14 protein-coding genes are annotated in these 11,782 nt (G+C 68.2%); 4 read left to right on the top strand and 10 right to left on the bottom strand.

Features of this window, described 5'->3' with window-relative positions; all coding sequences use genetic code 11:
* The coding region (locus tag BLQ91_RS16690) for a helix-turn-helix domain-containing protein (RefSeq protein ID WP_143022673.1) at window positions 1-222 on the bottom strand (222 nt) is incomplete at its 3' end.
* Window positions 223-499: 277 nt separating this feature from the next.
* On the opposite strand from BLQ91_RS16690, the gene BLQ91_RS40320 reads away from it, so the two are divergent.
* On the top strand, window positions 500-1,048 hold the full coding sequence (locus tag BLQ91_RS40320; RefSeq protein ID WP_143022672.1) for a hypothetical protein: 549 nt from the start codon (window positions 500-502) through the stop codon (window positions 1,046-1,048).
* 12 nt (window positions 1,049-1,060) lie between these two features.
* Here BLQ91_RS40320 and BLQ91_RS16685 read toward each other — a convergent pair whose 3' ends face one another.
* The 8 genes from BLQ91_RS16685 to BLQ91_RS16650 form a co-directional block, all read right to left on the bottom strand.
* Window positions 1,061-1,873, bottom strand: coding sequence for a carbohydrate ABC transporter permease (locus BLQ91_RS16685; protein WP_090097711.1), 813 nt, complete (start codon window positions 1,871-1,873; stop codon window positions 1,061-1,063).
* Window positions 1,870-2,745, bottom strand: coding sequence for a carbohydrate ABC transporter permease (locus BLQ91_RS16680; RefSeq protein WP_090097710.1), 876 nt, complete (start codon window positions 2,743-2,745; stop codon window positions 1,870-1,872). Before BLQ91_RS16680 ends, BLQ91_RS16685 begins: the two co-directional genes overlap by 4 nt.
* A complete protein-coding gene (locus BLQ91_RS16675) occupies window positions 2,742-3,971 on the bottom strand; it encodes an ABC transporter substrate-binding protein (protein WP_218130284.1) in 1,230 nt (409 codons plus the stop codon). Before BLQ91_RS16675 ends, BLQ91_RS16680 begins: the two co-directional genes overlap by 4 nt.
* Window positions 3,972-4,070: 99 nt before the next feature.
* A complete protein-coding gene (gene glfT1 / locus BLQ91_RS16670; RefSeq protein WP_090097709.1) occupies window positions 4,071-4,973 on the bottom strand; it encodes a galactofuranosyltransferase GlfT1 in 903 nt (300 codons plus the stop codon).
* 3 nt (window positions 4,974-4,976) lie between these two features.
* The gene (wzt, locus tag BLQ91_RS16665; RefSeq protein WP_090097708.1) at window positions 4,977-5,777 is read right to left on the bottom strand and encodes a galactan export ABC transporter ATP-binding subunit Wzt/RfbE; all 801 of its coding nucleotides are present in this window, start codon (window positions 5,775-5,777) and stop codon (window positions 4,977-4,979) included.
* Window positions 5,778-5,795: 18 nt separating this feature from the next.
* Window positions 5,796-6,710 carry a galactan export ABC transporter permease subunit Wzm/RfbD gene (gene wzm / locus BLQ91_RS16660; RefSeq protein ID WP_090097707.1) on the bottom strand — a complete coding sequence of 305 codons (915 nt, stop codon included), beginning with the start codon at window positions 6,708-6,710 and terminating at the stop codon, window positions 5,796-5,798.
* Between the two features lie 59 nt (window positions 6,711-6,769).
* The gene (locus BLQ91_RS16655; protein ID WP_245733483.1) at window positions 6,770-7,597 is read right to left on the bottom strand and encodes a class I SAM-dependent methyltransferase; all 828 of its coding nucleotides are present in this window, start codon (window positions 7,595-7,597) and stop codon (window positions 6,770-6,772) included.
* Window positions 7,598-7,653: 56 nt separating this feature from the next.
* Window positions 7,654-8,136: a bacterial proteasome activator family protein gene (locus tag BLQ91_RS16650; protein WP_425412492.1), complete on the bottom strand. Its 483-nt coding sequence runs from the start codon at window positions 8,134-8,136 to the stop codon at window positions 7,654-7,656.
* Between the two features lie 82 nt (window positions 8,137-8,218).
* Between BLQ91_RS16650 and BLQ91_RS16645 the strand changes: the two genes are divergently transcribed.
* Together BLQ91_RS16645 and BLQ91_RS16640 are read left to right on the top strand one after the other, a co-directional pair.
* Window positions 8,219-9,418, top strand: coding sequence for a cysteine desulfurase-like protein (locus BLQ91_RS16645; RefSeq protein WP_090097705.1), 1,200 nt, complete (start codon window positions 8,219-8,221; stop codon window positions 9,416-9,418).
* A gap of 79 nt (window positions 9,419-9,497) precedes the next feature.
* Window positions 9,498-10,142: a class I SAM-dependent methyltransferase gene (locus BLQ91_RS16640; protein ID WP_090097704.1), complete on the top strand. Its 645-nt coding sequence runs from the start codon at window positions 9,498-9,500 to the stop codon at window positions 10,140-10,142.
* Here the strand turns inward: BLQ91_RS16640 and BLQ91_RS16635 are convergent.
* Window positions 10,126-11,091, bottom strand: coding sequence for an NAD(P)H-quinone oxidoreductase (locus tag BLQ91_RS16635; protein WP_090097797.1), 966 nt, complete (start codon window positions 11,089-11,091; stop codon window positions 10,126-10,128). The two genes, BLQ91_RS16640 and BLQ91_RS16635, sit on opposite strands and share 17 nt — an antisense overlap.
* 45 nt (window positions 11,092-11,136) lie before the next feature.
* On the opposite strand from BLQ91_RS16635, the gene BLQ91_RS16630 reads away from it, so the two are divergent.
* Complete coding sequence (locus BLQ91_RS16630; protein ID WP_090097703.1) at window positions 11,137-11,769, top strand: GNAT family N-acetyltransferase; 633 nt, start codon at window positions 11,137-11,139, stop codon at window positions 11,767-11,769.
* Window positions 11,770-11,782 lie beyond the last annotated feature (13 nt).

Here is an 11,782-nt window from a genome sequence, read left to right as displayed (position 1 = left end):
GAACCCCCGCTCGTTGAACGCGTGGATCACATCACGCACATAGTCGGCGCTGACCTGCATCAACGACGTGATATCGCGGACGGTCTGCCCCTGGCTGGACATCAGTACCACGATCGCCCGACGTAACTTGACCGGGTTCTTCGCGGTCCGGCTGATCCGAGCCAGTTTCCGGCCGTCTTCCATCGACAGCGGCCGGACGAACACTTCCGGACGACGAGCCACAACCACCTCCCGCACTCGACATGCGGGACCAGCCTGCCGGTCAGCCCAGAAGACCGATTACCGGGTCAACGTTCTGGGACGAGCCACTAGCCGAGACTTCTGTGACAGCTACTGTTATCCGTTGGTTGAAAAAATGGGTGGTCAAATTCAATCCCCGACGGTGGCGGTTTGGCAGCGGCGAAGGTAGGTGCAGGTAGATAGATGGTAGCCTCTGGTCGGTGTTCGATGTCGCGTCTAAGGGAGTTTGACGTTGGTTGCAAAAGCCTCTGCAGAGGCTATGAGACAGGCCGAACGGTCCTTGGCTGCAGCTTGCGCCACTCGGGTAAGGTCGATCATCTCGATCTTTTTTGAAGCGCAGGGGAATCAGGGCGACGCCTTTCCGGCAATAGATGGTGTCGAGGCATCATGGCGGGAGCTCGGTGGACTAGAGGATGAGTCGGCTCTGCGGCTCGATGCTGCGCGAAAAGTTGGCGATCTGCGCACTCGTCTACGGAGCTCAGAAATTATAGGAGGCTTAGCAGTGGATCACGCTCTCGGGGCGGCCGAATCGCCGATGAGGGAGTGGTCAGAAAGTTCTCCGAAATTCTCTTTAGTTTTTTCCGAGTCCGTTTCGGTTGCTCTAGAATTCGATCGCTCCATTATTGATCCGCCGGAGGGTCATAATTCTTGGGTTGCTTTCGAGCTGATCGAGCAGGCAGCTCTGGCTTCTCAAATTTTCCGAGAGTCGAGTGCTCTGGATCAGAACGCAATATTCGACGTTCGAATGAAGGCTGGGTCCGGATCGATGTCGTATCGGACCGCTTTCAAGAAGTGGATTCGTTCGTGAGGTCAACCGGGATCACTCCTTGATCCCGGTCTCCGCCACCCCGCGCACCAGCCACCGCTGCATCGCCACGAACACGATGACCAACGGCGTGATCGACACCGCCGCCGCCAGGAACAGCTCGTGCACGTTGATCGACTGAGCCGTGAGGAACGTCGACAACGCCACCTGCACCGTCCAGGACTCCTGGTCCTGGGCGATCACCAGCGGCCACAGGAACTGGTTCCAGGAGGTGACGAACGCGATCACGCCGAGGGCGGCGAAGAACCCGCGCGAGTTCGGCACGACGACGCGCCAGAACGTGCCCCAGTGCCCGAGTCCGTCGATCCGCGCGGCCTCCTCCAGCTCTCGCGGGAAGTTCAGGAAGTACTGCCGGAACAGGAACGCCGTGAACCCGCTGAACAGCCCCGGGATCACCAGTCCGCGCAGGTCCGACACCCACCCGAGGGTCGACACGACGACGAACGTCGGCACGAACGTCACCGCCGCCGGGATCATCAGCGTCGCGACGACGAAGTAGAACATCACGCCCGAGTACCGGTAGGGGATGCGAGCGAGCCCGTACCCGGCCAGTGAACACAGCAGCAGCTGGCCAAGAGTCTGCAACACCGCCACCACCAGCGAGTTCACCATGCTGCGCACCAACGGCACGGCCGGGTCGGAGAACAGCTCGGCGAAGTTCTCCCAGCGCACGGAGGACGGCAGGAACGTCCAGGATGCCGCGCTGATCTCGGCCTCCGACACCAGGCCGTTGCGCACCACCAGGTAGAACGGCACGAGGAACAGCACGGCCGCAATGCTCAAAGCCAGGTACCGCAACGCTTTCACCGCCGCACCACCCGGCCCTGCAGCAGCGTCACGCCGACGATCAGCACCGTCAGGATCACCGCACCGGCACTGCCGTGCCCGAAGTCCTGCCCGCCGCTGCCCAGAGCCGTGTAGTAGAGGTAGATCAACGGCGGCCGCGCGAACGGCGGGTAGCCGCGGTCGGTGCCGAGGACGTTGTAGAACTCGTCGAAGGCCTGGTAGGCGCCGATCAGCAGGAGCAGCAGCACCGCGACCGAGGTGGTGCGCAGCTGCGGCAGCGTGACGAACCGGAAAGCCTGCCAGGAGCGGGCACCGTCCAGGGCGGCCGCCTCGTACAGCACGGGCGGAATCCGCTGCAGGCCGGCGATGAACAGGATCATGTAGAACCCGAGCTGCAACCAGAGCCGCAGCGTCACGAGCACGAGCCAGTACCAGGGCGGCGACGTGGAGACCGTCCACGCGACCGGATCCGCGCCGAACCAGCTCAGCACGGTGTTCGCGAGGCCGGAGCGCAGGCCGTTGAAGACCGACAGCTTCCACACCAGGGACGCGACGACGTACGAGCAGGCCGTCGGCAGGAAGAACACCGAGCGGAAGAACGCCTGCATGAAGCTGATCTGGCTGACCAGCAGGGCCAGAACCAGGGCCAGCACGAACGTCAACGGCACGATGAACGCCGCGAACACGCTGAAGGTGCCCAGGCTCCTCAGGAACGGCCCGTCGGTCAGCATGTCCGCGTAGTTGCGCAGCCCGACGAACTCCACCGGCGTCACCGTGTTGCGCGCGTCGAAGAACGACAGCAGCACGCTCCACCCGATCGGCACGTACACGAACACGAGCAGCCCGGCGGCGAACGGCCCCACGAAGAGCCAGAAAGCGCGAGCGTGACTCATCCGTACAGGCGCTTCAACTCGTCCCGGACCACTCCGGCCGCGCTGCGCAGTTCGGCGTCCGCGGGCGCGCCGTCGCGGACCACCCGGGACACGGCGTCGTTGAACGCGGTCCGCATCACCGAGGTCCAGTCCGGCGGGTTGGACGCCTTGGCGTTGTCCCGCACGAACTTCACCGCGTCCGCCGCCGCGCCCGAGGTGAGCTTCGAGGCCTTGTCCGAGATGCTCTTGCGCGGCGGGATGTGGAAGCCGTAGCTCAGGTTGAAGTCCTCCTGGTAGTCGGTGCGCTCGACCCACAGCCAGCGCACGAACTCCTTGGCCTCGTCGATCCGCTTCGACTTCGCGTTGACCATCGCGCCGAACGCCCCGACCGGCACGCTCGCCCTGCCGCCGGCACCCAGCGAGGGGAACGGCAGCACGCCGAAGTCGTCACCGAGCGCCTTCCGCACCGCCGGGACCGCCCACAGACCGGTCCACTGCATGGCGACGAGGCCCTGCGTGAACGCGTCCGGCTCGGCCCAGTCCTTCACCGCGCCCAGCAGCAGGCTGCCGCTCGTGTAGAGGTCGCGGAGCTTGCCGATCGCCTTCGCCGCCAGGGGATCGTCGAAGCCGACCTGGCGGTCGCGCACGTAGTCGAGGCCCGCCGACCACAGCGCGGGACCGCCGAGCACGCCGCCACCGCCGTCGTTGCCGGCGAAGAGCCCTTTGACGCCGCCGGTGCTCAGCCTGCGGGCCGCGTCGAGCAGTTCATCCACAGTGGACGGTGGCTGCACGCCGGCCCGGTCGAGCATGCTCTTGCGGTAGAACAGCATCTGCATGTCCACGGCCTGCGGGATGCCGTAGATCTTCCCCTCGACGGTGTGCGTCTCGAGGATGGACGCGGAGAAGTCGGTCCTGGCGTCACCGAAGAGGTCGTCGAGCGGCACGAGTTGGCCCGCCCTGACGGAGCTGATCTGCGGCGTGGACTCGAAGACGTCCGGCCCGCCGTCGGACAGCAGGCTCGTGGCGAGCTTCGAGTCGTAGTCGCCGGGGTTCCACTGCACGTCGACCGGGGTCTTGGTGAACGCCTTGGCGTAGCGCTCCACGGCCTGCTGCACGCCGGGTTCGCCGTACGCGTGGTACCACTGCTGGAGGGCTGCGCCGTTGCCGCCTCTGCCGGTGTTCGATCCGCACGCCGCGAGCAGCGCGCTCGCACCGGCCAGGGAGAGGAGTCCGCGTCGGGAGATCACCCGTCCCGTCTTACTCCGATCACCTCGCGTGCGCGAGTGATTACCCGAAGTGGCCGAAGGGCGGGACTCCGGGGAGTCCCGCCCTTCGAGCGAACCAGCTCACTTGCGGAAGAAGCGCTCCCGCTGGCCGAGGCGCACGAGTTTGACCCACTCGACGAACGCCTTCGGGTCCCGCTTCACCGCGAGGAAGTACAGCCCGAACCGGAACACCTCGAGCGCACCGAGCTTGCGCATGCCCGGCTGCGACAGCAGGTATCCGCGGTTGCGGTAGGTGTAGTAGCGCTTGACCGGGTTCTCCGGGTCCTGGGCGTGGAACTTGCCGCCCAGCATCGGCTTGAACTCGTCCGAGCCGTCCGGGTGCACGTACGCGACCCGCAGCGACGTGCCGAACGGCAGGCCGGACCGCACCATGCGCCGGTGGATCTCCACCTCGTCGCCGCGGAAGAACAGCCGGTAGTCCGGCACGCCGACGACGTCGAGCGTCGAGGCCCGGAACAGCGCGCCGTTGAACAGCGACGCGATCCCCGGCAGGAAGTCGGTGCCGAGTTCGGCGGCCGAGCGCTTCCACGTCAGGCCGCGGCGCAACGGGAACGCGAGCTTCTCCGGGCTGTCGATGTTCGTGACGACGGGGGAGATCTCCGCGAGCTTGCGCCGCTCTGCCTCCTCCAGCAGCACCGCCAGGACGTTCTCGTCGGCCGGGCGGCCGTCGTCGTCGGCGAGCCACACCCAGTCCGCGCCCAGCGAGAGGGCGTGCAGGATGCCCAGCGCGAAGCCGCCGGCGCCGCCGAGGTTGCGGTGCGAGGGCAGGTAGGTCGTGGGGAGCGGGCACTGCTCGACGAGGTCGTTGACCGGCTGGTCCGGACCGTTGTCGACGACGACCAGGTGGTCGGGCACGCGCGTCTGGGTCGCCAGGGCCTTCAGCGACTCGGCCAGCAGGTCCCTGCGGTGGCGGGTGACCACCACGGCCACCACGGAGCCCTTGGGCAGTGCCTCGAGGTTCACGGTCTACTCGCCACCATTTCCGCTGAGGACGGGGGTCTCGTCGTGCTGGTGCGTCCGCTCGAAGGGGTCGAACCCCTTGTACGCGGTCAGCACCTCGCGCAAACCTCCGAACATCTTGACGTGGCCCTCGTCCATCCAGATCGCCTTGTCGCAGAACTCCGCGAGGAACTCGTCGGAGTGGTTCGCGAACACCAGCAGACCGGAGCGGGCGACCAGGTCCTTGAGGCGGTCGCGGGCCTTGGCCATGAACGCCGCGTCGACCGCGCCGATGCCCTCGTCGAGCAGCAGGATCTCCGGGTTGATCGACGTGACGACGCCGAGGGCCAACCGGACGCGCATGCCCGTCGAGTACGTGCGCAGCGGCATCTGCAGGTAGTCACCGAGCTCGGTGAACTGCGCGATGTCGTCGACGCGGGATTCCATCTGCTTGCGGCTCATGCCGAGGAACAGGCCGCGGATCATGATGTTCTCGTACCCGGAGATCTCCGGGTCCATGCCGACGCCGAGGTCGAAGACCGGCGCCACCTTGCCGATGATGCGCGAGTGGCCGCGCGTCGGCTCGTAGATGCCCGCCAGCAGGCGCAGCAGCGTGGACTTGCCGGCGCCGTTGTGGCCGACCAGGCCGACCCGGTCGCCGTCCTTGAGCGACAGCGTGATGTCGTGCAGCGCCTCGATGATCGGGACGCGGCCCTCGGACTCGATCTTGCCGCCGACCTTGCCGAGGGCGAGCTTCTTCAGCGACCTCGACTTCGCGTCGAAGATCGGGAAGTCGACCGATGCGTTCCAGACGTCGATGCTGACCATTGTTCGTCGACCTCCTTCTCAGACCCAGTAGGAAACGCGGGCGCGGTAGTTGCGCAGGATCACCAGAGCGGCGAACCAGCCGAGGACGGTGAAGCCGCCGACGACCACCCAGTGGTGCCAGTCCACGGTGTGGCCGAGGAGCGGGGCCCTGACGATCTCGACGAAGTGGTACACGGGGTTGAGCTCGGCGACCAGCACGCGCCAGCCGACGTCGCCGCCACCGGTGACCCTGGTGAGGATGCTGGCGTCCCAGACGATCGGGGTCATGAAGAACACCAGGTTGATGAAGCTGTTCACGACCGGCGGGATGTCGCGGAAGCGGGTGCTGATCACGCCGAAGAGCAGGGCGACCCACACCGCGTTCACCGCGAGCAGCACCAGGCCCGGGACCGCCAGCACGATCTCCCAGCTCAGGCCGGGGTTCGTCGGACCGGTCGGGGTCATCTTGTACGGCTCGTCGAGCGCGCCGAAGAAGATCGCCAGCACGATCACGTAGACCACGAGGTTGTGCATCAGGAACAGCACCTGGCGCCACACCATCCGCATCACGTGGATCGTGATGGGAGCGGGCAGGTGCTTGATGAGCCCCTCGTTCGCGATGAAGACGTCCGTGCCCTCGGTGACGCACCCGAGGATGAAGTTCCAGATGATGAAGCCGACCGTCACGTACGGCAGGAACGTGTTGATGGGCGTGTCCAGCAGCGTCGAGTACAGCAGGCCGAGCGCCAGGGCCGTCGTCGCCATCGAGATGGTGATCCACAGCGGACCGATGACCGAGCGGCGGTAGCGCTGTTTGATGTCCTGCCAGCCGAGGTGACCCCAGAGTTCACGGTGGTCCCACGCCTCCCGCACATCCGCGAACGCGCGTTTGAAGCTGCGCGACTTCACGGCAGGGGGCGCCTCAGCCTGGTCGAGCGTACTGGTGGCTTGCACGAGGACTGAGCGTACCGGCGACCGCCCGGAGCCGTGCTCACCGGGCGGTCACGGTGCGGTCAGACCTTGATCACTTTGACGATCACCTGTTCGTGGTCGTACGTGTACCCGAGGTACTCGAACTCGACGCCGTGCGCCGCCACGTGCTCCAGCCAGGCCTTGTGCTCGTGGTCCTGCCACTGCGGGTAGTTGAAGTACTCGTCGAAGACGATCACGCTGCCCTCGACCAACCGCGGCCCGACGAGGTCGAGGACGGTCTTCGTCGACGAGTACAGGTCGCAGTCGACGTGCAGGAACGTGACGGGGCCCTCGTGGTCGGCGAGGAACTTCGGCAGCGTCTCGTCGAACCACCCGGCGACGAGCTCGGCACCGGGCACGTCCGGCAGGCCGTCCATGGTGAAGGTGCCCGCGGGGAACCCGTTGCGCCAGCTCTCCGGCAGGCCCTCGAAGGAGTCGAAGCCGTAGACCCCGCCCTCGCGGGCGTTCGCGATGATCTTCAGCGTGCCGCCGGTGTAGACGCCGAACTCGAGCGCCATGCCGCCCTCGGGCGCCTGGTCCAGCGCGAACTCGAGCGTCTCGTGCGGCGAGCCGAAGTGCGGGACCCGCGGCATGTTCTCGTGCACGAACCGGGCGCTCTGCGACGCGGCGTCCCTGTCCGCGGCGAACACGATGTCGCGGCGGGCCCGCACCTCGTGCCCGACGGTGTGGTCGACGATGCGGTTCGCCTGCTGCGCGACCTCGTCGCGCAGGCCGTCGAGCTGGGCGTGGAGGCGCGCGATCTGCTCCTGCTGCGGCTGCAACGCGTCCTGGATGAGCTCGATCGCCTTGACGCGCAGCTTGTGGCGCAGCTGCTTGGCCTGCAGACCTGTGCGGACTCGGTCGAGCACGGGGGCTCCTCTCCAGAACGGTGAGCGCATCGTAGAGCCACCACCGACCGCCTTAGCTAGAGGTACTGACCCGTCCCTTTGCCGGTTGTTCCGCCTTCGTTACCTTCGCCGCCACCTGCCGGCAGGGCGCGGCCGCGCATCTGCTCCAACTGGGCGCGTGCCGCCATCTGCTGGGCGAACAGCGCGGTCTGGATGCCGTGGAAGAGGCCTTCCAGCCACCCCACGAGCTGGGCCTGGGCGATCCGCAGCTCGGCGTCGGACGGGGTGCCGTCCTCGGTGAACGGCAGCGACAGGCGCTCCAGCTCGTCGCGCAGCTCCGGCGCCAGGCCGTCCTCGAGCTCCTCGATGGACCGCTTGTGGATCTCCTTGAGGCGGTTGCGGCTCGCCTCGTCCAGAGGTGCCGCCCGCACCTCCTCCAGGAGCTGCTTGATCATCGTGCCGATCCGCATCACCTTGGCCGGCTGCTCCACCAGGTCGGCGATGTCGCCGTCCTGGCCACCGACGATTACGACGGGCTGCTCCTGTTTCATGGTCTCCATCCTCGCGTCTTTCACCTCGTGACGATTATCCGGGTGGGGGCTGCTCGACACCGTGGTTGCGTTCATACGTACGGTGTGTGGCATGGCGTTCGACGTCGCACGGGTACGAGGGCTCTTCCCCGCGCTCGGCGACGGCTGGGTCCACCTCGACGCTCCGGCCGGCATGCAGGTGCCGGAGCAGGTCGCCACCGCCGTCTCCACCGCGCTGCGCGCTCCCGTCTCCGGGCCCGGCGGCATCTTCCCGGCCTCCCAGCGGGCCCAGGGCATCGTGGACGCCGCCCGCAGGGCCGTCGCGGACCTGGTCGGGGGTGACCCGGCGGGTGTCGTGCTCGGCCCGTCCTCCGCCGTCCTGCTGCAGCGCCTCGCCGAGGTGATGACGGACGACTGGTTCATGGGCGACGAGGTCCTGGTTTCCCGCCTTGACCACGCCGCGAACATCGCGCCGTGGTTGCGCGCAACGCAGCGCACCGGCAGCGCGGTCAAGTGGGCCGAGATCGACATCGAGACCTGCGAGCTGCCGAGCTGGCAGTACGACGACCTCGTCACCGACCGCACGAAGCTGATCGCCATCACGGCGGCGTCCGGTGTCGTCGGCACCAGGCCCGACCTCGCCAAGATCTCGGCGGTCGCCCGGGCGCACGGCTCGCTGGTGGTCGTGGACGCGTCGTCGGCGGCGCCCTTCGTCCCCTTGGACATCGTTGGCATGGGTGCTGACGTCGTCGCCCTCTCCGCCGGCCAGTGGGGCGGGCCGCCCGTCGGCGCGCTGGTGTTCCGCGATCCGTCGGTGCTGGAACGGCTGCCGTCGGTTTCGGTCGACCCGACGGCCCGCGGCCCCGAACGTCTCGAACTGGGTCCGCACGCGTACCCGATGCTCGCCGGGCTCGTCGCCTCCGTCGAGTACCTCGCGGACCTCGACGACGCGGCTTCCGGCACGCGGCGCGAGCGCCTGCTCACCTCTTTGGGATCCGTGAAGGCCTACCAGGCGGGTCTGCTCGCCAACCTCATCAACGAGCTGCGTTCGCTGCGCCACGTGATGGTGATCGGCGACGCCATGCGGCGGGTGCCCGCGCTGGCGTTCACGATCGCCGGGGTCAAGGCGGAGGACGGCGTCGAACACCTCGCGTCGCGGGGCGTCTGCGCGTTCGCCGACCCCGGCCAGCACGGCGTGTTCTCGGTGCTGGGCGTCGGCGAGGTCGGCGGCGCCATCCGCGTCGGGCTCGCGCACTACACGAACGCGGTCGAGGTGGACGACCTGGTGCGGGCGGTGGCCGAACTGGGCTGAGGGAACACGGCCTGAGGGAACACGGGCTGAGGGACACGGGCTGGGGGAACACGGGCTGAGGGAACACGGGAGAGCACCGTTGGACGACTCGCTGGCACGCGAGCTCGCGGACCTCTCGGCCCTGCACCGCATCGGGTCGCTGAACACCGAGTACCTGCCGCGGTTCTCCGACGACCTCCGGCCGGCCGCGCTCGTCGCGGTGATGGACGAGGTCGTCCTCGGCGCCAGGACCGTCCTGGTCGCACTCGGCTGCGGCTCGTCCTCGGTCCTGCTCGCGCGTCTGCTCCAGCAGCGCGGTTTCGGGCACCTGCTGTCGATCGAGCACGACGAACGCACGGCTGCATTCGCCGCCTCACAACTACGACGCGAGGGCCTCGGCTCGATCGCCCGCGTCGTGCACGCGCCGATGTCACGGCATCCGGCGGCGTTGTCGCGGCACGGCCAGTGGTACGCGCCGCAGCAGGTGCACGACGAGGTGCTCGGGTACGTCGAGCGCTTCGGCCTGGTTGACCTGCTGCTCGTGGACGGGCCGGGTTCCGGCGACTCGCGCTACCCGGCGCTGCCCGTGCTGCGCGCCGTGCTGGCACCGGGTGCGACGGTGCTCGCCGACGACGCCGACCGCCCCGACGAGCAGGCCGTGCTGACGCGGTGGTCCGAGGAGTTCGGCATGGAGTTCCGCACGGCTCCCCGGACCTCGCTGGCGTCCGCTACCGCTCTCGCCTGAGCAGGACCTTGCCGAAGACGTCGCTCGCCTCCAGCAACCGGTGCGCCTCGGCGGCCTCCTGCATGGGCACGACCCTGCCGACGACCGGCTTCACCGCACCGCTGCCGACCAGCGGCCACAGGTGCTCGCGGACCTGCGCCACGATCGCGCCCTTGTTCTCGACGGACCGGCCGCGCAGCCCGGTCGCCATCACCGAGGCGCGCTTGGACAGCAGCTTGCCGATGGGCAGCTCGCCCTTCACGCCGCCCTGCATGCCGATGATCATCAACCGGCCGTCCGGCGCGAGCACGTCGATGTTGCGCGGCAGGTAGGAGGCGCCCATGTTGTCGAGGACGACGTCGGCCTTCCCCACCTCCGCCACGAAGTCCTGCGTCTTGTAGTTGACCAGGACGTCGGCACCGAGCTCGGCGCACTTCGCGAGGCGTTCGCCCGAGCCCGCGGTGACCGCGACGGTCGCGCCGAGCGCCTTCGCGACCTGGATCGCGTGCGTGCCGATGCCGCCCGCGCCGCCGTGCACCAGGAACGTCTCACCGAGCTCGAGCCGGCCGTCCATCACGACGTTCGACCACACCGTGCACGCCACTTCAGGCAGCGCCGCGGCCGTGACGACGTCGACGCCGTCCGGCAGCGGGAGGACCTGGGGCGCGGGCACGACGACCTTCTCGGCGTAGCCGCCACCGGCGAGCAGCGCGCACACCTCGTCGCCGACGTGCCACCCCGTGACGCCCTCGCCGAGCGCCACGATCGTGCCGGAGCACTCCAGCCCGATGATGTCCGACGCGCCGGGCGGTGGCGGGTACAAGCCCTGCCGCTGCAACAGGTCGGCGCGGTTGACCGCACTCGCGGCGACGTCGATCAACACCTCGCCGGGACCCGGCACCGGGTCTTCTACCTCGGTCCAGGTGAGCACTTCCGGGCCGCCGGGTTCGCGAACAGTGATCGCATGCACGCGGTCGACGGTAATACCGTTCGACACCTCCGGCACCATCGGAGCATGGACCCCTGGCCCCTGCGACACCTGGTTCTCCGCACCCCGCGGCTGGAGCTGCGCCCGGACGACGACGAGGGCCTGCACGAGCTCGTCGAGGTGGCGAAGCAGGGCGTGCACGACCCGGAGGAGATGCCGTTCCTCGTGCCGTGGACGGACTGGGTCCGCGACGACGGCGGGTTCGGCATGATCAAGCACTACTGGGGCGCGCGCTCCGCGTTCGCCGCCGGGGACTGGACGATCAACTTCCTCGCACGGCGCGAGGGCCGGGTCATCGGCATGCAGGAGGTCTCCGCGAAGGACTTCGGCGTGCTGCGCGAGGTCAGCACCGGCTCGTGGCTCGGTCTGGAGCACCAGGGCGGCGGGATCGGCACGGAGATGCGGATCGCGGTCCTGCAGTTCGCGTTCGACCACCTGGGCGCGGACGTCGCCCGTTCGGCGGCCTGGCTGGGCAACCACGCCTCCCACCGCGTCAGCGAGAAGCTCGGCTACGTGCACGACGGCACCACCTGTGCCGCACCGCGCGGACAACGCCTTGAGCACGTGCGATTGCGTCTGGACAAGGAGAACTTCGTGCGCCCGGAGTGGAACGTGGCCGTCGAGGGGCTCGCTGAGTGTGTTCGGCTGATCACGAGCTGAACACCCGCCGACC

Origin of the sequence: Lentzea jiangxiensis (assembly GCF_900104175.1) — a bacterium.
GTDB classification, from domain to species: domain Bacteria; phylum Actinomycetota; class Actinomycetes; order Mycobacteriales; family Pseudonocardiaceae; genus Lentzea; species Lentzea jiangxiensis.
The sequence above is the reverse complement of the archived record's forward strand: the minus strand, read 5'-3'. Positions and strand labels throughout refer to the sequence as shown.